Origin of the sequence: Solibacillus sp. FSL H8-0538 (assembly GCF_038003525.1) — a bacterium.
Classification (GTDB): domain Bacteria; phylum Bacillota; class Bacilli; order Bacillales_A; family Planococcaceae; genus JBBOPI01.
Genome location: NZ_JBBOPI010000001.1, coordinates 1,553,690 through 1,575,030 on the forward strand (window position 1 = coordinate 1,553,690; position 21,341 = coordinate 1,575,030).

Genomic DNA, 21,341 nt, shown 5'->3' on the forward strand with positions numbered 1-21,341 from the left:
GGGAGCACAAGAAGATGGCAGCCTTAAAGAAACAGGAAATTCAATTTATATTTTTTGCAATCTTCGCATTACTTTTACTGTTCCGTTTTCAAATGGCACACACATCTATTAATGTAGATAATCATTTTTTATCACTACATACATTGCTTGAGTTATTTAGTATATTTGTTTCTTTTTCTTTATTTGTACAGGCGTGGACAACTTACTCTACCCATCGAATTAAATCACAATATTTTATTGGGTTAGTGTTTCTAGCAGTAGGTTGTTTTGATTTAGTTCATACTTTCACTTATAAGGGAATGCCCTTTATTAACGATGAGTTTTCTGCTACCCGTGCCACATGGTTTTGGATTGTAGCACGATTAATAGAAAGTATTGGCGTTGCTCTGTTTGTCTTTAGACCAAACCAATTGCTATTTATTAACCGTGGTTGGGGTCTAAGTGTAACCGTCCTATTTGTGAGCATTTGTACAACGATTATTCTTACAATACCAGAGCGACTTCCCGTACTACTTAATGAGCAAGGGGTTACAGGTCTTAAAGTTTCTCTTGAGTATGTAATAAGTACAACCATTTTTATTACATTTATTACTTTATTAACAAGATATATAAAAGAATTACGACCAAATACCGATTCGCTTCGTATGATTTTTGCCCTGTTTGTCATGATGGTAGGGGAGCTCTTTTTTACCCTTTATAATCATGTGTATGCGATTGAAAATTTATTGGGGCACTGTTTCAAATTTATTGGATACATTTATATTTATCGTGCTATCTATTTCCCTGAGATTCAGCAGATCTTAACTGACAAAGAAAATGCGGAAAAGCAACAAATGGAAGCAGAGCTGAAGTTATATGAGGCTGAAAAAAACTTATCCAGACAAGTGTTTGAAGCACATGAAGAGGAAAGAAAGCGTGTATCTAGAGAGTTACATGATAGTATCGGGCAATCCCTATTTAGTATTTTAGTTACTTTAAATACGGTAAATAAAGATCAATCAGTAGAAACGAATGAAGATAGCCTACAAACTATAAAGAAGATGACACAAGAGGCAATGAAGGAAGTAAAAGAAATTGCACGTTCATTAAGGCCAAGTACATTAGATGATTTAGGGTTTATTCCAGCTGTGAGGTCCTATCTTGAATCATACAAACAGATTCATAATATCTCAGTTCAATTTGAAATAAAAGGGGTAGTAGGGAGGTTAGAGCCAGAAGCTGAAACAGCTCTCTATCGAATCTGTCAAGAAGCGCTAACTAACACAGCGAAATACGCGAAAGCAAGCGAAGTCTATGTATCTCTCAATATGGATGAAGATTCAGTAGATTTGACAATTATAGATAATGGCATAGGATTTTGCATAGGGGATTATTTAAAAAACGCACAGCGAAAAGGTATTGGTTTATATAGTATAAAGGAGCGAGCAGAAGGGGTAGGTGGATCTGCACAGTTTCATTCTAAAGTAAATGAGGGAACGACGATCAAAATTTTTGTCCCGAGAAATGTGGATGAAAAAGTTGATCATTCACTATTCCCTTAAAACATTACTCTTTTGTAGAAGACATAGTTCTAAGTCTTCTACAAAGGAGTTTTTTGTTTTTAATGGATAGGAAGTAACGCGGTTCTTTAAGTACGCGGCGATTTTTTGTTAGTGTTGTCTAATTTTTTGTTTGTAGAACCAGATTAAATTGACATTCATTTTGCTCTATAATCTCAACGTCTTCTATACTGTCTACTAATTCTTTAAATAGTTGATATTTAGAAGAGTGGTTTAGTCGTTCTGCTAAAGCCTCTCCCTCAAATGTTAAAACGATTCGACCATCCTTTTCATTAATAGAGACACTTAATGAGGCAACAGTATTAAGGTTGTCAATAATTTGAATCAAATGTTGAATGAATCGAAATATATTAATCTCTATTTTATGAGGCTGCCTTTTAAGCGTTCCTTTAAAGTCAATGTCGATCGTTATGTTATTTCCTTCTTTAAGTAGTTCATAGTAAGATTTAATTGCCCCGTAAGGCCCCAAATCTTGCATACATATTGGATATACACTAATCGAAGCTTCTTTCAACTGGTTTAATTGTCTTTCAATTTCTTTTTTAAGTGAAGCTAAATACTTTTTTGCAGAGTCTGATTGGGCTTCCTGGTCTAACGTACGGATTCCTAATAAAGTGCTATATAAAATTTGTTCTAGTGGATCCAATGTTTCTTGAGCCAATTGATACTTTTCATTTTCATGGAAATCCCAAATTCGATTAATCATATCATTTTTTTGTTTGAACAACTGTAGGAGTTCTTCATAGTCATCTAAGATTTTATTTGTTAATTCAGATTCATTTGCGCTGATTTTGGATCGATATTCTTGAATCAGTGGTTGAATGTCACCAATACGGTTCATCACTATGTACACTCCCACCCGTCATGTTATTTTCATTTCACGTTAACATTATCTCGCAATTATATAGCGATAATCTATAGGGGTTTTCCCTATACTTTGGGAAAAACCCTTCATATTAATACTATTTTGTAAAAGTTCCTAGTGAGATTCCGGGGTTTTTATTAGTAATTGGTAGGGGTTTTCCCGATAGTGAGATTCTTTCTCCGATTGCTGGGATCCACAATATGTATAATACCGTGATGGCCTTTTGTACTGCTAAACTGATAGGTCTGAATCAGGATGCCATTATTGCGTCCATTTATGATTTTAAAGGGGTGAAAGGCAGATTTGAAATTTCGAAGCTGCCAAATGGTGCGACAGTTGTGATTGATTACGCACATACTGCCGATGCCTTCAATTTTATAAATTGCTCGAATTAACTTTCGGAAATTAAATTGTTATGTATGACAGAGAATTGATGTAAAAAATTCCTTGTCTTTTTTTGTTTGGCGGTATGTTGCCAACTACGTGATGAATTTAGGAATAATAATACGATCCGCCTATTGCCAACTCGCAATTTTTCAATTCGGCTATTTTGATATACAACTTATTAACAATTAAGTGACAAAACCTTCAATTGACACATATTTGCGGTTAAGTCGTATGTCGATCCTGCCAAATTCAATTTTTGCGTTTGAAACCATGTTCTTAATAAAATAAAGAGAGCTACCGCACAAATCGTGTTATTAATCGTAATTTTGCTAGAGGTATTTTGTGAAAATAATCTATCTGAAAAAAATCTTGCTAAAAAGTATGTGTAAAGCAAAATTAGCCTATGCTATACTTTTCTTAGAATTTTTATGGGGGTTATGACATGATTTTACAACTACACATTATAGTAGAGAATATAAACGACAATTCTATTTTCCGCACAATCCAATTACCAAGCAACAGTACATTTGAACAACTAGCAGAAATGATTACCGTGGCGTTTGATTATTTAGACGATGAATCATACGTTTTCCGTATGGAGCAATCAAAAGGGAAGCTGGAAAAGGACAAGTATATAGGCGTTGATTTTGATAATGATTTTTCAATTGATGAAGAATTAATTTTAGACGATGAAGAGGAACTGCTAGCAAGTTGGTTTACAAAAATACAAGACAGCGCAACCTATTTTATTGCCAATGAAGAATTTCAATTTTTCATAGAGTTAACGGATATTGTTGAAACGAAGCCTCTTGTTCGTTATCCACTTTGTATTGCAGGTCAAGGGCAAATTGATGGACAGCAATCATTTATTGATCTTGACGAGTTAAGTCTAGGTTTGCAACTCATGTATAGCTTGGCGGACAATCTTTTTGGCGAATTTATGGAAGAAGATATCAATATAGAACCTGATTGGACCGCGTTAATTGATGCTGCCGATCTACTCAAAAAATTAAAGCCGTGGCAGTATTTATCTGATAATGAAATCTTCATTGTTAAGCATCCGGAAACAAAGGACCTTTTATACGTATCCGTGTTAGGCGCGGGCGGAGAGGAATTTGGTTTGGCGATTTATATTGGAGAAGAGGGACGCCAAACGCTAAATGCCATGCTCCTTGATCAATTCACAGATGACCATTTCTTTGATTTACGTAGTTTGACCGTTTCATATGTGAACAGGGATGAGCTACATGACCATGATTATGAGATAATTAAAGAAAATGGCTTTTCGTTTAGAGGCAAGAAAAACTGGATTCAGTTCCGCAGCTATGAGCCAGGACTCTATCCATGGTTACCTGAAGCTCATGATGCGGAGTTATTATTAACAGCCATTGAGCAGACGATTCACATTGTAAAGCAGCGGATGAACGGCTGGGCGTTCCCATCCTTGCCACACAACGAGTATTTACTGCGACAGTTTGTTGAAGATGACGGGCAATTTGAATGGCAACAAGGCATCGTGTCTATAGAAGGGGCAGACGACGACTTTGAGGAAGATGAACCACTGTACTTAGAAGTAACCCCTCTTTTGCGTAAGCAATTATCAAAAAAGAAAAAAAGCTCGGTTAACATCGAATTTGATTTGTTTTATCTCCAGCAACCGATACAGGAAAAATCACATGAACGTCCTATTTACCCGCTCGTTGCTGTGGCGATGGAGAAGGCGAATGGACTCGTCATTTACCAACAGATTTTACCGATCCAAAAAGACGGACATACTGCACAAAGCGCGCTGTTAGAATTTTTACAAGAAATGAACTTTACCCCTACAGCCCTTTATGTTACACCTGTTATACTGCGTTATATTGCTCCTTTAGCAAATGAATTAGGAATAAAACTATACGCAGAGAACCTAGCGGCGATAGGGCAACTGAAAGAATTTTTTAAAGAAATGCAGTAAGTGGATATTGTAACAAGAGATGCCCTAATTAAATTATTGGGGTATCTCTTTTCGATTAGTAATAAAAACATTCAAAAAAATGTCTCTTTTATCGCTTCATTTGAACATTTAATATGGGAAGTTATTAGTGGTGCGATCAGTATTACTTATCGAATTGAGCGTTAGCGTTCGACGATATTTATTTCAATAGCGCTAAAGGGTTTGTTGAATATTCGAAATGTGAAAAAAGAAAATCTACCTAAACTTGTGATTATCGAAAACCTTGGATACGTTTATTGTGGTGTTCCGACTTCTGAGCACGGAGAGGTTGGTTAGTACAATATGTGAAAAATATTTGTTTTGGAGTGTGAAATTTCGATGAAAAGTAAGAATTGCCCAATTTGTGAAAAGGATAATCAGTGCTTCCGCAATACCGAGTCTAATGCAACATCTTGTTGGTGCATGGAGCGGGAATTTCCAGAGGGTATTTTGGAACAACTGCCAACAGAAGCAGTAGGGAAACAATGTATTTGTGAGAACTGTTTGGATCAGTATGCCAAACAGGATGAACCTGTTTAAAGTATGTATCAATCGTTAAAAAAAACACCTGCACAAACACCATCGCAGCCAGCACAATGGCTTCCTGTAGAGATTCATGAACCCGTAACGCCAAATACGATTCCGATTATCAACAAGATGAAGGACGTTTCCATCGAATTACCACCAGATTTTTACACTTACGTTTAAATGTTAGGAGTTCTTAAGTTTATTAATAAAATAATATTTATTTTTGGGTCTTTACCAAAACATGCCCTTTACATTAAAAGAAAGTGTACTACTTTATAGGCACATGGAACGGAAGGCGGCGAGTGTAGCTGACGGCATTCGCCTTTCGCTACAGAGCAAAGCTTCCTGCGGGAAAAGCGTGAGCCTTGAGACCCCGCACGTAGCTTTTAGGATCGAAGGCTAAGAACGCCACGTCCTGTGGCAACGCCTTCGTGACCAACATCGTGTTGGCCCGAGGAGGCTCAAGCCACGCCCGCGGAAACGACCGCCTGGAGTGGAATGTGCTGTCAAGTTCAGATTTTGGTGTAGAGCCATATTTTTTATAATATTTATCTATTAATGAGCATATTGTAGTATGGCGTTGAGGAAAAATGGCTCAATAGAAAAATAGGAAAGGTGGGAAATGTATGGGTATACGTTTCATTAAAATATCAGGAGTTTATTTAGTAATCGCGGTGATACTTGGGCTTGTCATGGGGATTATTCAAAATTTTTCCTTTTCATCAGTCCATGCACACTTAAACTTACTTGGTTGGGTTTCTATGGCGATTTTTGGTATTATTTATAGTATTTATAAAAATGTAGGAAAAACTAAATTAGCTAAAACGCATTTCTGGCTTCATAATATTGGATTACCAATTATGCAGGGGTCTCTATTTATAGAACTTCTCACAGGCAATACGTCATTCACAATTGGTATTATTATCGGATCTCTTATAGTTGTACTAGGTATATTGTTATTTGTTCTTAATTTATTTTTAAATATTCGAGAACAGATACCGAACTGACCACACAAGAAATTCTCGATTACTATAGTGGTCGCTGGGCAATTGAAACCTACTTCAAGTAAGTAAAAGGCTATCTGTGTTTTCAGGGTGTTTAAGTACGACACGAATGCGCGATTCATAGATACTGGCTGCTCGTCCAATTTGCGTGCATCATTGAATATGTTTACACCGCCACCACTTCAGCCAAGTCACTCGAGCAAATGAGTAATGGGCTTCGTGTGGTAAAGGCACCAGACATTGGTTTTATTTAGTAATTTTTGTATATAATAATACACATTTAGAAGTTTAATGTATTTTATTTTCGCCACAGAGTATTCTGTGGTTTTTTATTATTTAACTTTTTAGATCGCGATAAGTCATTTTCAAGGGCTATTTGTCATTTACGGCACCGTGTTATAATGGGTGAGTTAAAGGAGTTGTACTTATGGAAGCAAAGAAGGCAATCATTACCTGTAAAAGCTGTGGGGAAGAGCTGACGATTGATTTCAATCAGGCAAGTTTTTCCTCACAAATTTCGATCCTAAACGGCAAAAAACAAGAAAGCCGTACCTATTTAGAAGTTTGCCCAAATTGTGAGACGGTGAATACTGTGACGAGCGAAAATAAAGCAGAGTGGGGAAATATAAAAGGACCGAATGTGAAAATGTTTATGTTCTCTGGTCTGTTGTCATGTTTTGTCATACTGTTTATCGCAGTAATCCTCATATTCTTTGCATTTAAAGGGCTCGGAACGGTTATGGATTGGGTGTTTTAAAAGACTTACATAATGTAATGAAGCGATGTAAGACTTGAGCAATAAAGAATTTTCATTCAATTAGATTGCTTCCTTTTTAACAATTTCCAACGAAAAACTATTTATCTGCTTGTTAGCAGAACGTGATTTGACTTCACAGATTTTCCAAGCACATTTTTAGTTTCGTAGTAGCCGCCAAATGAGGTCGCCGTAGTTTTAATGAATTGCTCATGAATTTTGGGAGATAGCTTGTACATTTGAATTCCTTTCCGATACATTTAAGAAGAGGTGAACTGATGAAAGCATATATATTAACTATTACTTTTAGCAATATGGAGCTAGCTGCATGGAGAAGGGTAGTCATACCGGCTGATGTCACATTCAACCGCGTGCATGAAGTTATTTGTGCATTGACGAATTTTAGCCGAACAGATGATTTTGACAAGTTTTTTGAGTTTCCCTTATTACAAGACCGCATCATTGTGACGAATGATCCAGAAAAAGCCGCGGCCTATAAAAAGGATAAGAAAGCGTTTAATGGAATTTCCATAAAGCATCCGACCCGCGTAAAGATAGACGCTTATTTAGAGCAGTATGGCGAATTGGAATATTGCTATAACAATACGTGGAATCTGCATTTAAAACTCAATGAAATTGTAGAGGATTACTATTTTGGCTACCCAACACTACTTGACGGGGCAGGGGAGACGCCGCTGAATGTGCATGTGAGCGCTACCGAGTTTCAATTATTTCTACAGGCGTATACGAACCCCGTGCACCCGGAGCATTTAGCAAGTATCGCACTCGCAGAAAAGCATTTTTTTCAGAAATTTGATATGTACTGGACGAATCATATACTAACATCTCGCAACTACAAAAAAACGGACTGGGCGAAAATTGACCATAGTAATTATGCGATTATTTCGGACAAGTATCGTACGCGTGATTATCAAAGTATCGAAGAAATTCCAAACTATGATGAAATCCTTGAATATATTGTGGCGGCAACGAATCTTTACGGCATTGCACCCGCACGTATTATTGCGGATTTATACAATGCACATCATAAACAACCAATTTCTTTGAAGGAAATCGATTATTTACGAAGTAATAAGTGGTTTTTAGCAGAATTGAAAAAGAGATTTGTTCATGTATGGGGCTTGCAATTTGTGCATAATGTCATCATTGAATTTAGTGAATATGAGTATTATGAACAGGCTGCGAAGGGCAAACCCTATTATAAGCCAGCAAAAGCACAGTTGCTCAACTATGCAGACGATTTTTATTTAGAGCAAACACCAGCAACTCGAGCACTCGCAAAGGCTTTACGTACTAATTTTGAGATTGATGAAGAGGCATTAGAGGATCGGATTTTTGATATTGTTAGCTCGATTCAAGTGAATAGCTCATTTGAGGACATTTTAAAGCAATTTACGAAGCTCTTTGAAATGGAAAACGCAGCTGAGTTGAACTTTTATGTAGGACTCCTCATGGCAGTTTCCAATTCAACACGCATATGGGAAAATCGCGGCTACACGCCACAAGAGCTAGGGTTAATAGCAAAATCCCCGCAGCAGCTAGCCAAAACAGCTGGCCGCAACGACCCATGCCCATGTGGAAGCGGAAAAAAATACAAAAAGTGTTGTGGATGAGAGCTTTTACAGCTAGGAGCACTGTAACCAGTATTGCCAGTAATCACGCAAAGATAAATCAAGTTTGAATTATACAAAAACACTTCAAATTCTTTTGTAATAAGGATTTGAAGCTTTTTTGTTTACAATGAAAGCAGCCATAAATGTGTTTTAGTATGTGCATAACTACTTGATCGTGGTGAACCTTCCTTCAATTTTCTACACCCACCGAAGCGCTACTTTCCAATTTGGAGCCTCAACATACCTGTTACTACAACCAATACTCCTCAATTTAGGCATGGATCCGTTATTATCAATTCAAACCTAACTTTCCTGTCCAAATTCTACTCATGAATTATAAAAATTCGGTTACGCTATGGATGAGAGAAAGGAGGTTTGTTTATTGGTTCGCCAGCTTGTTACCATTTTTACGTGTGTCATGCTATGGAGCATATTTTTTACTACTAATGCTTCAGCAAATGAAGGGCCGTCACAGGAAGAAATCTTACAGCAGCGCATGAATTATTACACACAATTTGAGCATTTGCTTGTTCCTTGGCACCATTTAGCTGCAGTTGACCAATATGAACGGAATATACAAGCAGTCCGTCCAGATATCCCGAAACGTGATGGCATCATTGCAATCCAATTTTCTAAAGAACGCTGGGCGGGTGAATTAAACCCTTGGAATGAGGATACAGCACCATCGTCAATTCACTATTTCGGTGGCTTAGGTCTTGATGGGAATGGTGATGGGAATGCCGATCCGGAACAAGATGAAGATGTGATGCTGTCCATGGCAAGTTTCCTAAGCAGTTATGGAACAACGGATGACGATTATAAATTAGCACTTTGGGAATATTACAAAAGTGAAGCAGTCGTGAAGCAAATTGAGACGATTGCAATGCTTTATGATCACTTTAAAACGAATGACCTTGAAAAACATCAATTTCCGCTTCCGGTGCACTACGACTACAGTTACAGAGGAACATGGGGTGCGAATAGAGGGTGGGGTGGTAGAAGAATCCACGAAGGTACAGACCTTTTCGCTCGTTATGGCACACAAGTCGTTTCCACCTCTTACGGAGTCGTCGAAGCAATGGGCTGGAATGATTTTGGTGGTTGGCGCATCGGGATACGAGACAATCACAACACATACCACTATTATGCCCATTTAAATAACTATCATGAAAGCATTAAAGTTGGGGACATTGTTGAACCGGGTATGCTCATCGGCTATGTCGGCAGTAGTGGATACGGAAAAGAAGGCACAGCTGGAAAATTCGCACCGCATCTGCACTATGGTATGTATAAATTCAATGGTCGAACTGAGTGGGCATTTGATCCATACCCATCACTGTTACAATGGGAGCGCCAAGGGAAGACCAAGAAAAAGTAACTCTTTTAGCATACGTGTTATATATAATACAAAAAGCAGCGATGATTAGTAAAATCGCTGCTTTCGTTATAAACATAATTAGTTTGTATAAATGGTGCTTTATTGCTTTTTTATAACAGAGTAATATATCATGCGCCAAATATTACAATAAGAGAAAAGAGTATTTGATCCATTTGCTTTCCAATCTAAAAGTGTTTATTTAGCGTTCTTCGTAAATAAATAATTCAGTAAGATTGATATTTAAAACAGTTGCTAATTTAAAAGCTAGATGCAAAGTTGGATCATACTTATCATTTTCAATTGCATTAATTGTTTGTCTAGATACACAACATTGTTTTGCAAGTTCATCTTGAGATAATTTTAGTTTTTTTCGAGTTTCTCTTATATTATTTTTCATTAGGCATACTTTCTGGAATAGTATAAAAGAGATGCAAGATAAATTATGCAAGCTGTAAATAATAATACATACGGATCAACTGAAGCATTTATACTTTGTTGTGTAGTAATATGGTAAATATCTAAGCCGATTTCAATTATTAATAAGCCAATTACAACGCCGAAAGTATAAGACATTGCTTTTGATTTTATGAAATTTTGGCGCTCATCTTGCCGTTTAGCGATTGAGTAAAGTGTGTAAATGATAATACCGATTGAAACTGCGATTAAGCTTAAAAAAATTACAGAATATAGATCCATTCCATTCACCTCAATTCATAAAATGTAAAACTCTTTTGACATTTTTAATTTAACTTATTAGGTTAATTTTGTCAAACTCTTTTTACATTATTGGGGATTACAATAAATAATGAATGTACGATAATCAACAACTAATTAATTGTGAGGGAGGAATTTTTTTATGTGGAATATGACATTAGAGGCAAAAAGGCAGATAGAGCAAGCGCATATATTACCTATTCGTGAAACGGATGAGGAGTGGGCGTCAGATTTAGAAGTAGCAGCACGTGAAGGGGAAGATATTTTATCAGACTTGAAGGACCAGATACGCGAAGTAAAGGATCAACTTCTCAAAAAACTGCCTGAACGTTTTCATCCGTATGTACATAATGAATCGTTAAATACAATGGACTTGCCAAAAGACGTGCGTAAAGATTACATTTGCTGGGTGGTTGAGCAACAGATGATTTTTGAACAGTTAATGGAAAAAGCGTATGAAAATAAGCAGGCGGCGGTTCCATTTTTACCTGAAGAAACGCAAGTGGTTTTTAAGCAGTCGTTACATGATGCCATAGTGCAACATGTAAAAAGAGGAGATGGCTGTCTACATTTGCAGCTTCGTACAGGAGGCTTTTCGACCATTTCAACGACTGTATTAACATTCGAAGATTTGTATGAAGAAGTTGGTGAGTGCCCGCTAATAGAAGGTCAGTATTATATTTATGATGAGCTCATTAAAACAACGCGCGGCTTTGCATTGCGAGTCCTTTTTGATTGTCCGGAGTTAGAATGGACGATTGAAGCCATAAATATTTCTGCTGTAAATTATTATGAGGTGCAAGTTGAGGATGTGGATACATGGAGTCAATTCGTATCTCAGCTGCAAGAGGATTTTATTTATTCGCTCGTAACACCCCAAGTCATTACACAAATTCAGGCATTTTCTGCAACTGCTCCATTTTTACAGTTTGAGCAAGGTGAGCTTGTTGAAAAGGCGGATGGTTTTTATTATGAGCTTAACGGAGAAACGATTCTTATTGCGGAAAATGCCTTCGCACTGAAGGATACTATTTTCTGCAATACATATGTTGATCCGTATGCGCATTTTAGTGAGCCAGTGCCTGCTGATGAGTTGGTGCAAGCAGCGTTAAGTAATGATTTAGCTTATCAAGTGCGTGCTTGGAACACATTGTACGCACACTCAACAGCTTATGTGGCGGAAATTAATGAAATTCTATCGCAAATAGTTGTGACAGAGGCAAATGAAATGATGATTTCAATTTATGTCAATCACTTTTTCCGTGAAGGTAAATTGACGGCAAACATTGTAGAGAAGTACAAGCATTATATAGATGAACTTTAGACGAGGAATTTAGTGAGTCAAAATAAAGCCCTAACAGTTTTCTTCAACATTAGTCAGTATTTTCTAATGTATTACAGGGGGCACGTGGAAGTTAATGTGTACAAAATCTAAAGGCTTAGGATTCTAAAATGTGCCCTTCGTTTTCCTTAAATACAATTCATTTTCATATAAATATCACGTACCTTCCTTCACATTTTCAGTAATATTATTTCATAACATATAGATATCCCGTTTTTGGAGGTAAACTGTATGTATTTTCTAAAGAAAGCATTGGTTGTAGTTACCGGTAGTATCATATTTTCTTTAGGAATAAATTTATTTTTAGTACCATATGAGATATTGGATGGAGGTATTATCGGGATTGGCTTAATATTAAACTATGTGTGGGGATTAAAAACAGGACTTATGATAATTTTATTAAGTATTCCTATTTTTATATTCGCTTGGTTTAACTACCGAAATTTTTTCTACAATAGCTTACATGGGATGATTATTTCTTCCTTTTTTATTGATCTATTCAAACCTTTGGATTCTTTAATTCGAATTCCAACAATATTTAGCTCTATTCTAGGAGGAATCTTTGTAGGGCTTGGCATTGGATTAATGTTACGGTTTCAGACAAGCACAGGAGGCACAGATCTTATCGCTCAGTTCCTATGTGACAAAACAGGTATAAATGTAGGTGTACTAATTTTTTTCATCGATTCAATTGTTATTATATTTGGAGGTATGTTATTATCCTCCGACACGTTTTTTCTTTCAATTATTACGATCCTTTTTGTTGGAATTACTACGAATATTATTACAAGTCATGGAAATTTAGCAGCTAACATAAGGAAGTAGTTTGAAATAATATTGGGAAAAACAGACGGTGATTGGAAGTAGTACGAATCTTTTCTTTGCAGAGAACTATTGGTAGGTGAAAAGCAGTAGGCAAACGCCCGAACCCGTTCAGGCGTATTTGTGCTGAAATAAAAGTAAGGACAAACGACTGCTACCGTTACCAGTACATAGTGAGCTTTTTAAGGTTAATTAAAGTGGTATCGTGGAGTTCAAGCTTCTCTTCTTTTTTTTAGTGGTTAAGCAATGATAAATTTCTTAATCTCTTCATAAAATACGTATCCCGTCCTATTTTTAGGCAAGGTGTATCTTTCTAACATATTTAACAGCCAGTAAGTCATATAATTTGAATAATGGACTATGTGAAAAGTGGAATCGGACACTTTTTTCATAGTCCTTTTCAAATTTAATTGGAACTTTCTGTAAACAAATCCGTACCTATAGGAAGAAAGCTTAAATTCGTGTAAGTGAGAGAATGGAGTGGGCAAATGCTAAATACGAATTATAAAGAGTTTAGAATAATCCTGTTTATCCTATTTTTCATCGCAATGGCTATAGTATCGGGGATTATTGGCTTGATTTTTAGTTTCACAGTTTACACGGAGGGTATTGTTAACTTATTTTTAAACGGAGTACTTCTGCTGTATTTGCTGTGGCAGGTTAAAAAGCATCAAATTTCAATGAACGAGACGCGGATGAGTAGTGTGATGTCGCCCATGCGCTGGACTAAATACATATCTTTTTCAATTTTTATTAAAATACTTGGAATTGTAGGTATTATATTTTTTAGCGCAGTAATTATGCTAATGTTTCCAGCGCTTCAAGAGTTTTTATTAACTTTTATGGTTGTACCGGAAGATGAGCTGGTCACACCACACGCATCGGAATTTATACTGCTAACAATTGGTTTATGTATTCTTACGCCGATTTGGGAGGAATATTTCTTTAGAGGGATATTACTACGTAAATTGACACTGAAGTTCAAGGCGACAACAAGTGTCATTTTGTCTTCTGCCATTTTCGCGGTGCTTCATTTAGGTGGAAGTAGTATGTTTCATGCGTTTGTCATTGGTTGCCTATTTGCATATGTGTATGTACGTACGAAAAATATTTGGGTTTCCATAGTATTACATGGCATTACCAATTTTATTTCAACAGTAGCGCTACTAGCTCCTGTCACACCAGAAGATTTAGCAATGCCATCATCGGATGAACTAATTAGTACGGTGCAACTATTTAGTGTGCTGTTTCTACTATTGTTTGCAATTGTTTTATTTATCGGAAAGCGCAACTGGTATAAGTTAAAAGCGATGAGCACAGCAGAATAATAGAGGAGGGCGAAGTTATGATGAGAACATTATTAATCCTATTACTAAGCATCCCAATCATTTTTATTTTAGCAGGCATCGTGCTTTATTACGCGCCTCAAATTCAACAGCAAGAAAATGTCGAGCTTGTAGATGTCTACAATGAACAAAATAATGAAGCGGATTCGGAGCAGACAGAAGCACTCCTGGCATATGCGGAAGAACGAAATACGAACTATCTTGCTGTTATTAATGAGTTAATGGCAGAGCTTTCTGAAGAGGAGATGCTCGCATTTTCCAAACATCAATTTGTTTATACATTGGAGGTAAATGGTGAAGTGGTTCCACCAAACGGGGAAGTTAAGATTATGCCAGGAAATGCAGAAATTATCCTAAGTGAACGCGGACTAGGCTTTGATTTTTTAGAACCAGAATGGCTTGAAAAAGGCAGTATTAGCGGGGATTATTTTGACCATATAAAAGATTTTAATGCAACTGGGTGGACAGAATGGGGTGCAGACGGAACGGTTGTGACAGCAAGAGGTTATAAGCGCGAAGATGCCACAGTAAATGACATGTATACATTTACGATTACAGACGAACTAAAGGAACGCCTAAATTTTGAAAAGAATACGATTCAGATTATGGTAAAATAGGGTGGTTATGTAAAAAAAGACTAACGTCAAAGTTTGGGATGAAATAAGTGACTAAAAAGCATAGGGAGGAAGTTAAATGACGATTGAAGCGGAATTTTTAAAAGTGATTACAGCACGCTTTCAAAACGTAAAAAAACTAGGTGATGACACAATTCATCAGTTATCAGAAGAGGACGTTCAATGGCAGCTAAACGAAGTGTCTAATAGTGTAGCCATTATCGTCAAACATTTAAGCGGTAATATGATTTCAAGATGGACAAATTTCTTAACTACAGATGGTGAAAAACCTGACCGAAATCGTGACCAAGAGTTTGTAAATACAATTTCTTCGCTCAATGAAGTAAACACACTGTGGGAGCAAGGTTGGGCGACAGTTTTTAACACGTTGCATTCGTTACGACCTGAAGATTTGATGAAAACGATAACGATTCGTGGTGAAATGCATAGTGTCATTGATGCGATCGAAAGACAATTGGCGCACTATTCATACCATATCGGGCAAATTGTCTATATTAGTAAGCAGCTAAAAGGAATGGACTGGGCGAGTATTAGTATTCCAGTAGGGAAGTCCGAGGAATATTTAAAGGAAATGCTAAACAAGCATAAATCCATATAATTAACAATTGGCGGTGAAATAGATGAGACCTTTACTTAAAAATGGTGTGGAAGTTCAAGTTTTTCGTGAATTTTATTGGTTGAAAGAAGAATTGCAAGCGTTTTGCAGAGAGAATGAAATGAGTGCAGCAGGCTCTAAAATTGAAATTGCACATAGAATTGCAGTTTTTCTCGAGACTGGAGAAATACAGAAACCAGTAAGGAAAAAAAGCGCTCCTTCAAATGAAACGAAATCGGCAAATTTGAGCTTGGATACGGTTATTACGGCGAATCATCGTTGTAGCCAAGCTGTTCGAGCCTATTTTAAATCAGAAATTCCAAATTTTCATTTCTCCACGCAAATTCAAAACTATTTTAAGGAAAATGTAGGGAAGACCTACCGTGACGTTATTAGTGCATGGTACGTGGAGGAAGAACGAAAAAAAGACCCATCGTTCAAGAAACAGATTGCTCCACAATTTGAATACAATCAGTTCATTCGCGATTATTTTGCAGATCCGAATAATAGAGATAAACATCGACAAGATGCCGTTCAAGCCTGGAATAGTATAAAACAGCAACCAGGTAGTAATAAGTATGTTTCAAAGTGTGAGCAAGGAACAACAAGAGTATAAACAAACTTGGCAATAAGGAGAAGGGAATAATGAATAAAGAAGCTCATCACTACCTTAATTTATTAATATGGTATACAATAAAAATATTAACGAAGGAGGTATAATATGGTAATTATTAAAAATACTGGTGTGTTATTAGCTGCTTCTGCATTATCTTTTGGTCTTTTTGCAACCGTTACGAATGCTTCGACTTTGCAAGAGCAAGAGGAAAGGGTACAAATTAAAATTGCTACAACTGAAACAGTAGTCTCGAAAAGCGAATTAATTAAGAAATTTAAAGCAGTTTTTCCTAATAAATTTAATTTCTTAACGGAAAATGATTTTCATATGAGAAGTGGTGGTCATCGTTTTCAAAATGACGATATCATCCGCTATGACTTAAGCTTCCATAAGACAATTAACGGTAAATCTATTCACGGTAACATCACCTTTGCGGGTGAAAATTTCGAAGTTGAGAATTTTTACTATCAACCTGTCAACGTAAAAGATGCCTTATTTCCAGCAAAGGTCTCAAAAGATGCAGCTAAAAATATCGCTTCCGATTTTATTAAGAAATTTACTGGAGGAGACAACTATCAGTTAGATACAGATTCCAATGGTTATTTTACTAATAGAATATTAACAGAGCCAATTGCTTACTCATTTTCATTCGTTCGTACAGCAAATCAAGTGGCCATTGCAGATCAGTCAATTCACATAACAGTCCTTGGAAATGGAGAAGTCACGAATTTTTATCGAATGCCTGTTACTGAAGGCCCATTTACCTTTGATGATGCCAAACTAAGCAAAGATAAAAATGAGATGTTAGAGCAGGTAAAGAAGAATCTCTCGGTTAATTTACAATATCAGGTGAATTATGATTATGAATCAAGTGAAGCGGATGTACAGCTCGTATACAAACCGTCTTCAACTATAATGGGCGTTCATGCTCATACTGGGAAATGGCAAACAGCTAATAATTTCTCAGCAGAGCTACCTAAAGAACCAAAAATTGAATTCATTACATCGAGTCCATTAAAGCCAAAACAAGATGGCATTACATTAGAAGAAGCGAAGAAACTGGCTGAACAACTACTTAAAGTTGATTCGGACAAGATTAAATTAAACATTCAGTCAATTGATGAAAGAGAAAATAATGGACAACCTGTTTTCAGCATTGAATATATGTATGAATATAGAAATGGTGGTTCAGGGACGAATCTTGAAATCAATAAATTAACTGGTGAGATTATTCAATACAGTGATATGAAAAATGAACTGTTAGCACAATATAGTGAGGGAAAAACAAACGAAAATACTATTTCGGTTGAACAAGCTAAGGCTCAAGCGATTAAGTATTTAAAAGAATGGGCTCCATCCAATTTACACAATTATGCGAAGCCAATAGCAGAACCGCAATACGATAAAAACAGCCGTATCTATTCCATTACATTCCCTAGAATTGTGAATGGGCTTGTTGTGGAAGGTGATCAAATAAGTGTGAGTATTGCTGCAGATGGTTCATTAAATAACCTTAATGTTCATTCTCCAAAGGTGGACAACTGGCCATCAAAAGACAAAGCAATTGCTGTGGACAAGGCAAAGGCAATTTATGAAGAGGCATTAAATTTAAAACTGCAGTATGTAAGATTGGATAATAATGATAAGCATTATAATCTAGTATATGCACCTGTATTAAACGATAATTCGTCTAGTTATATTGATGCAACGACGGGAGAATTGAAGAGCTTCAATAACAATGCAACAAGTTCCGAAACCATTTCGCATCCTTGGGCAGAGCAAGAACTAAATTATCTAATTCATGCTAAAATTATAGATATAAAGGATAGTAAAACGTTCAATGCGAATGCCTCTGTATCAAGCGGTGAGGCCCTTAAAGTCATCCTAAAATCTCTCACATATTTTTATCCAAGTAATAATAATGAACAAGGAGAGATGAACCAATCTTTCGACAACATCGATCCAAAACATCCGCTATATCAAGTGGTTGAACGAGCAGTTACTATAGGTATACTTGATCCAGAAAATCAGAGCTTTAATCCAGATACCCCTATTACCCGTGAAGAACTGGCTGTTTGGTATATTCGCTTGCTAGGGTTTGAACAATTAGCAAAACATACCGATCTTTACAATGTTGACTATGCAGATGCTGCTAAAGTTCGAGCAGAGTATAAGGGGTATGTTGCGATCGCAAACGCACTTGAATTATTAACAACAGATAAAAATAATTTTAATCCTAACCGAGAAGTGACATATGCGGAGTTAGCAGTTTCGACAATTCGTCTTGCGTATGAACTATCGGAAAAAGGGACAAGACTGAATTATTACTAAGTGTATGACGGCAATCTAATTCGCCGTAAAAAATAGGTAAGGAATTACTTTGTATACCCTTGTTATATGCCAAAATTTTAGAACCCTTCACCGCATGAAAATTCATGTCGGAGAAGGGTTTTTAAATTGTTAGTGAAACATTTACTTTAAGCCTATAAAACGGAGTTGCAATAAGACCCTGCAATGCCGCCTACTTCATTTATAATGCGAGATACATTTTTAACGTTTGCAAAGCTGAAGCAAAGTATCCTTGCGAAAAAACACCAGTAGGAGTGACCAAAAGGCAACAAAACCTAATAATGAGGATTGGGTTAAAAATGGTTGTTTACAAAAATGTTTTAATTTTGAAACTATTCCGCGCTATGTATCGTAAATAAGCATAGAAAGGATTTGAGGCTCATGATACAGGTGAAAGTAGCAGAAGGTGGTTATTACGAGAATACCCTGATTATTAAAGACATTGAATTTGAAGTATTGCCTGGAAAATTAATTAGACTTATTGGTTCAAATGGTGCTGGCAAAAGTACAACGATTCAAGCAATCATGGGCACTCTAACGCATAACATAGGAGTTGGCGTTTTAAGTTTAACGATGTTGATTTAACAAAGAAGTCAGGCAGCTCAGTAAAGTAATTTACCGACCTGCCTGTTTTTAATGTATTACTGTTTACGTGAAAAGAAATGGCGACATTTGTACATAAAGATCGCTGTACAGCCAATGAAAATGATAAAGCTGATTGGGAAAATAAATAAAAATGCGGATGTCATTAGGGTACTCCTTTAAAATTGCAGTTTATTCATTTTCTCATGTATTGGAATGCTTGGGAACGAGAATATAGGGATTTTTAAAATAAAGGAAATATTAAGGCGAATAATATATTTCCTGAGAAATAATTGAAAATTTAGATAATTGAAAAAAATACACATTAATCATCCTACATTGAAAAAATAACTATTATCGTTAAACTTTATCTGGTAATGCTTGTTAAATAATGGACAGATTTTTGCAGATGACGTAATCTATCTTACATTAAAAGATAAATTTGAATAGGGGAATAGGAATGCTGAAAATCTTTAAGTATTTAACAAAGAATGAATGGCTACTTGTATTCATTAGCTTAATATTCATTGTCATTCAAGTATGGTTAGATTTAAAGTTGCCTGACTATATGGCAGAAATTACGATGTTAATTCAAACAGAAGGCACTAAAATGTCCGAAATTCTAATACCAGGTAGCTTCATGCTATTTTGTGCTATTGGCAGTATGATTGCAGCGGTCATTGTTGGGTATTTCGCTGCTAGAGTAGCAGCAGGTTTGGCCAAGCGTCTTCGTTCAAACGTCTTTGAGAAAACAATATCATTCTCGATGGAAGAAATTAATGGCTTTTCAACAGCAAGTTTAATCACACGTTCTACAAATGATATTACACAACTCCAAATGATTATTGCAATGGGACTACAAGCAATTGTCAAAGCCCCGATTTTAGCTGTTTGGGCGATTTATAAAATTTCCGATAAGAGCTGGCAATGGACTGCATCCACAGGTGTTGCGGTGGGCGTTCTTATTGTCATGTTAAGTGTGATTATCATTTTTGCTTTACCAAAGTTTAAAATTATACAAAATTTAACGGATAATTTGAACCGTGTCACACTCGAAAATTTAACTGGTCTTCATGTAGTCCGTGCGTACAATGCGGAAAACTATCAACAACAAAAATTTGAAAAAGCAAATGAGGAATTAACGAGCACAAACCTTTTTACGAATCGTTTGATGGCTATTATGGCACCGGGGATGACCTTTATCATGTCTGGACTTAGCATATCTATTTACTGGATAGGTGCTTATATGATTAACGAAACTGCCAAAATGGACCGTATGATGTTATTTTCTGATATGGTCGTGTTCTCGTCCTACGCGATGCAGGTCGTTATGGCATTTATGATGCTGAGTATGATTTTCATTATGTTACCTCGTGCATCAGTTTCTGCTAAACGCATTCTAGCAGTATTAAATACAAAAACAAAAATACAGGACGGGACAGAAACGAATGGCAAGCTAGGTGTAGCTGGGGAAATCGAGTTTCGTAATGTCAGTTTTGCGTATCCAGATACAAAAGAGCCAATCTTACGTAACATTAGCTTCATTGCGAAAAAAGGTGAAACAGTTGCTTTTATTGGTTCGACGGGTAGCGGTAAAACGACTGCGATTAATTTAATTCCACGCTTTTATGATACTACGGAAGGCGAAATATTAGTGAATGGTGTAAATGTGAAAAACTACACGCAAGAAGCACTTCACAATAAACTTGGTTATGTACCACAAAGTTCCGTATTATTTAGTGGAACAGTTACTTCTAACATTGCGTACGGAAATAATGGGAAATCAGCTGACACGGATGAATTAGTGAAACAAGCTGTTGAAATTGCGCAAGGTAAAGAATTCATAGAGAAAATGGACGATCAATATGAAGGAAGAATTTCACAAGGTGGTATAAATATTTCGGGTGGTCAAAAACAACGTCTGTCGATCGCACGAGCAATTTATCGTCAACCGGAAATATATCTATTCGATGATTCCTTCTCTGCGCTGGATTATAAAACCGATCGTATTTTACGTAGCGCGTTGAAAAAAGAAACGAAGGAAGCCACTTCTTTAATCGTTGCGCAGCGTATCGGGACGATTAAAGATGCGGATAAAATTATCGTATTAGAAGAGGGTCAAATGGTTGGATATGGCAACCATGATGAGCTAATGGCTAACTGTGTCACATATCAGGAAATTGCCTATTCTCAGCTTTCAAAGGAGGAACTGGAAAATGAGTAGCAATCATAATACTGTTGATGAACACCGTAATA

At 36.5% G+C, this 21,341-nt stretch carries 21 protein-coding genes and 1 other annotated feature; of the genes, 18 read left to right on the plus strand and 3 right to left on the minus strand.

Features of this window, described 5'->3' with window-relative positions:
• Window positions 1-14 precede the first annotated feature (14 nt).
• On the plus strand, window positions 15-1,541 hold the full coding sequence (locus tag MHH87_RS07260) for a sensor histidine kinase (RefSeq protein WP_340748649.1): 1,527 nt from the start codon (window positions 15-17) through the stop codon (window positions 1,539-1,541).
• A gap of 118 nt (window positions 1,542-1,659) precedes the next feature.
• Here the strand turns inward: MHH87_RS07260 and MHH87_RS07265 are convergent, their stop codons facing one another.
• The gene (locus MHH87_RS07265; RefSeq protein WP_340748650.1) at window positions 1,660-2,403 is read right to left on the minus strand and encodes a hypothetical protein; all 744 of its coding nucleotides are present in this window, start codon (window positions 2,401-2,403) and stop codon (window positions 1,660-1,662) included.
• A gap of 221 nt (window positions 2,404-2,624) precedes the next feature.
• Here MHH87_RS07265 and MHH87_RS07270 point away from each other — a divergent pair, with 221 nt between their 5' ends.
• The 8 genes from MHH87_RS07270 to MHH87_RS07305 all read left to right on the plus strand — a co-directional run bounded on the left by MHH87_RS07270 (window position 2,625) and on the right by MHH87_RS07305 (window position 10,084).
• Window positions 2,625-2,819, plus strand: coding sequence for a hypothetical protein (locus MHH87_RS07270; protein WP_340748651.1), 195 nt, complete (start codon window positions 2,625-2,627; stop codon window positions 2,817-2,819).
• A 434-nt stretch (window positions 2,820-3,253) separates the two neighbouring features.
• Window positions 3,254-4,768: a DUF7309 domain-containing protein gene (locus MHH87_RS07275; RefSeq protein WP_340748652.1), complete on the plus strand. Its 1,515-nt coding sequence runs from the start codon at window positions 3,254-3,256 to the stop codon at window positions 4,766-4,768.
• 357 nt (window positions 4,769-5,125) lie between these two features.
• On the plus strand, window positions 5,126-5,326 hold the full coding sequence (locus tag MHH87_RS07280) for a cysteine-rich CWC family protein (RefSeq protein WP_340748653.1): 201 nt from the start codon (window positions 5,126-5,128) through the stop codon (window positions 5,324-5,326).
• Between the two features lie 3 nt (window positions 5,327-5,329).
• A complete protein-coding gene (locus tag MHH87_RS07285; RefSeq protein WP_340748654.1) occupies window positions 5,330-5,494 on the plus strand; it encodes a hypothetical protein in 165 nt (54 codons plus the stop codon).
• 446 nt (window positions 5,495-5,940) lie between these two features.
• Window positions 5,941-6,321, plus strand: a complete 381-nt coding sequence (locus tag MHH87_RS07290; protein ID WP_340748655.1) for a cytochrome-c oxidase — start codon at window positions 5,941-5,943, stop codon at window positions 6,319-6,321.
• Between the two features lie 424 nt (window positions 6,322-6,745).
• Complete coding sequence (locus tag MHH87_RS07295) at window positions 6,746-7,075, plus strand: redox protein (RefSeq protein WP_340748656.1); 330 nt, start codon at window positions 6,746-6,748, stop codon at window positions 7,073-7,075.
• Between the two features lie 275 nt (window positions 7,076-7,350).
• Complete coding sequence (locus MHH87_RS07300) at window positions 7,351-8,706, plus strand: IS1096 element passenger TnpR family protein (RefSeq protein ID WP_340748657.1); 1,356 nt, start codon at window positions 7,351-7,353, stop codon at window positions 8,704-8,706.
• Window positions 8,707-9,124: 418 nt separating this feature from the next.
• The gene (locus MHH87_RS07305; RefSeq protein WP_340750923.1) at window positions 9,125-10,084 is read left to right on the plus strand and encodes a M23 family metallopeptidase; all 960 of its coding nucleotides are present in this window, start codon (window positions 9,125-9,127) and stop codon (window positions 10,082-10,084) included.
• A 199-nt stretch (window positions 10,085-10,283) separates the two neighbouring features.
• Here MHH87_RS07305 and MHH87_RS07310 read toward each other — a convergent pair whose 3' ends face one another.
• Window positions 10,284-10,481 (minus strand): helix-turn-helix transcriptional regulator, encoded by a 198-nt coding sequence (locus MHH87_RS07310; protein ID WP_340748658.1) that lies wholly within the window; start codon window positions 10,479-10,481, stop codon window positions 10,284-10,286.
• A complete protein-coding gene (locus MHH87_RS07315; RefSeq protein ID WP_340748659.1) occupies window positions 10,481-10,780 on the minus strand; it encodes a hypothetical protein in 300 nt (99 codons plus the stop codon). Before MHH87_RS07315 ends, MHH87_RS07310 begins: the two co-directional genes overlap by 1 nt.
• A 160-nt stretch (window positions 10,781-10,940) precedes the next feature.
• On the opposite strand from MHH87_RS07315, the gene MHH87_RS07320 reads away from it, so the two are divergent.
• The 9 genes from MHH87_RS07320 to MHH87_RS07360 all read left to right on the plus strand — a co-directional run bounded on the left by MHH87_RS07320 (window position 10,941) and on the right by MHH87_RS07360 (window position 21,309).
• Window positions 10,941-12,122 carry a DUF4085 family protein gene (locus MHH87_RS07320; protein WP_340748660.1) on the plus strand — a complete coding sequence of 394 codons (1,182 nt, stop codon included), beginning with the start codon at window positions 10,941-10,943 and terminating at the stop codon, window positions 12,120-12,122.
• A gap of 249 nt (window positions 12,123-12,371) precedes the next feature.
• Window positions 12,372-12,965, plus strand: coding sequence for a YitT family protein (locus MHH87_RS07325; protein ID WP_340748661.1), 594 nt, complete (start codon window positions 12,372-12,374; stop codon window positions 12,963-12,965).
• A gap of 19 nt (window positions 12,966-12,984) precedes the next feature.
• Window positions 12,985-13,194 (plus strand) — a binding site (T-box leader).
• 256 nt (window positions 13,195-13,450) lie between these two features.
• Window positions 13,451-14,290 carry a CPBP family intramembrane glutamic endopeptidase gene (locus tag MHH87_RS07330; RefSeq protein WP_340748662.1) on the plus strand — a complete coding sequence of 280 codons (840 nt, stop codon included), beginning with the start codon at window positions 13,451-13,453 and terminating at the stop codon, window positions 14,288-14,290.
• A 17-nt stretch (window positions 14,291-14,307) separates the two neighbouring features.
• Window positions 14,308-14,925 (plus strand): hypothetical protein, encoded by a 618-nt coding sequence (locus MHH87_RS07335; RefSeq protein WP_340748663.1) that lies wholly within the window; start codon window positions 14,308-14,310, stop codon window positions 14,923-14,925.
• 76 nt (window positions 14,926-15,001) lie between these two features.
• Complete coding sequence (locus MHH87_RS07340; protein WP_340748664.1) at window positions 15,002-15,541, plus strand: DUF1572 family protein; 540 nt, start codon at window positions 15,002-15,004, stop codon at window positions 15,539-15,541.
• Window positions 15,542-15,563: 22 nt separating this feature from the next.
• Complete coding sequence (locus MHH87_RS07345) at window positions 15,564-16,154, plus strand: DUF6434 domain-containing protein (protein ID WP_340748665.1); 591 nt, start codon at window positions 15,564-15,566, stop codon at window positions 16,152-16,154.
• 105 nt (window positions 16,155-16,259) lie between these two features.
• On the plus strand, window positions 16,260-18,485 hold the full coding sequence (locus tag MHH87_RS07350; protein WP_340748666.1) for a PepSY1/2 domain-containing protein: 2,226 nt from the start codon (window positions 16,260-16,262) through the stop codon (window positions 18,483-18,485).
• 399 nt (window positions 18,486-18,884) lie between these two features.
• Window positions 18,885-19,088 carry an ATP-binding cassette domain-containing protein gene (locus MHH87_RS07355; protein WP_340748667.1) on the plus strand — a complete coding sequence of 68 codons (204 nt, stop codon included), beginning with the start codon at window positions 18,885-18,887 and terminating at the stop codon, window positions 19,086-19,088.
• A gap of 457 nt (window positions 19,089-19,545) precedes the next feature.
• Window positions 19,546-21,309, plus strand: coding sequence for an ABC transporter ATP-binding protein (locus tag MHH87_RS07360; protein ID WP_340748668.1), 1,764 nt, complete (start codon window positions 19,546-19,548; stop codon window positions 21,307-21,309).
• Window positions 21,310-21,341: the final 32 nt, after the last annotated feature.

What these genes read in the sequence shown, in the direction of transcription:
- MHH87_RS07260 (WP_340748649.1), top strand. Translation starts at nt 15, where the DNA reads ATGGCAGCCTTAAAGAAACAGGAAATTCAATTTATATTTTTTGCAATC.
- MHH87_RS07270 (WP_340748651.1), top strand. Translation starts at nt 2,625, where the DNA reads ATGTATAATACCGTGATGGCCTTTTGTACTGCTAAACTGATAGGTCTG.
- MHH87_RS07275 (WP_340748652.1), top strand. Translation starts at nt 3,254, where the DNA reads ATGATTTTACAACTACACATTATAGTAGAGAATATAAACGACAATTCT.
- MHH87_RS07280 (WP_340748653.1), top strand. Translation starts at nt 5,126, where the DNA reads ATGAAAAGTAAGAATTGCCCAATTTGTGAAAAGGATAATCAGTGCTTC.
- MHH87_RS07285 (WP_340748654.1), top strand. Translation starts at nt 5,330, where the DNA reads ATGTATCAATCGTTAAAAAAAACACCTGCACAAACACCATCGCAGCCA.
- MHH87_RS07290 (WP_340748655.1), top strand. Translation starts at nt 5,941, where the DNA reads ATGGGTATACGTTTCATTAAAATATCAGGAGTTTATTTAGTAATCGCG.
- MHH87_RS07295 (WP_340748656.1), top strand. Translation starts at nt 6,746, where the DNA reads ATGGAAGCAAAGAAGGCAATCATTACCTGTAAAAGCTGTGGGGAAGAG.
- MHH87_RS07300 (WP_340748657.1), top strand. Translation starts at nt 7,351, where the DNA reads ATGAAAGCATATATATTAACTATTACTTTTAGCAATATGGAGCTAGCT.
- MHH87_RS07305 (WP_340750923.1), top strand. Translation starts at nt 9,125, where the DNA reads ATGCTATGGAGCATATTTTTTACTACTAATGCTTCAGCAAATGAAGGG.
- MHH87_RS07310 (WP_340748658.1), bottom strand. Translation starts at nt 10,481, where the DNA reads ATGAAAAATAATATAAGAGAAACTCGAAAAAAACTAAAATTATCTCAA.
- MHH87_RS07315 (WP_340748659.1), bottom strand. Translation starts at nt 10,780, where the DNA reads ATGGATCTATATTCTGTAATTTTTTTAAGCTTAATCGCAGTTTCAATC.
- MHH87_RS07320 (WP_340748660.1), top strand. Translation starts at nt 10,941, where the DNA reads ATGTGGAATATGACATTAGAGGCAAAAAGGCAGATAGAGCAAGCGCAT.
- MHH87_RS07325 (WP_340748661.1), top strand. Translation starts at nt 12,372, where the DNA reads ATGTATTTTCTAAAGAAAGCATTGGTTGTAGTTACCGGTAGTATCATA.
- MHH87_RS07330 (WP_340748662.1), top strand. Translation starts at nt 13,451, where the DNA reads ATGCTAAATACGAATTATAAAGAGTTTAGAATAATCCTGTTTATCCTA.
- MHH87_RS07335 (WP_340748663.1), top strand. Translation starts at nt 14,308, where the DNA reads ATGATGAGAACATTATTAATCCTATTACTAAGCATCCCAATCATTTTT.
- MHH87_RS07340 (WP_340748664.1), top strand. Translation starts at nt 15,002, where the DNA reads ATGACGATTGAAGCGGAATTTTTAAAAGTGATTACAGCACGCTTTCAA.
- MHH87_RS07345 (WP_340748665.1), top strand. Translation starts at nt 15,564, where the DNA reads ATGAGACCTTTACTTAAAAATGGTGTGGAAGTTCAAGTTTTTCGTGAA.
- MHH87_RS07350 (WP_340748666.1), top strand. Translation starts at nt 16,260, where the DNA reads ATGGTAATTATTAAAAATACTGGTGTGTTATTAGCTGCTTCTGCATTA.
- MHH87_RS07355 (WP_340748667.1), top strand. Translation starts at nt 18,885, where the DNA reads ATGATACAGGTGAAAGTAGCAGAAGGTGGTTATTACGAGAATACCCTG.
- MHH87_RS07360 (WP_340748668.1), top strand. Translation starts at nt 19,546, where the DNA reads ATGCTGAAAATCTTTAAGTATTTAACAAAGAATGAATGGCTACTTGTA.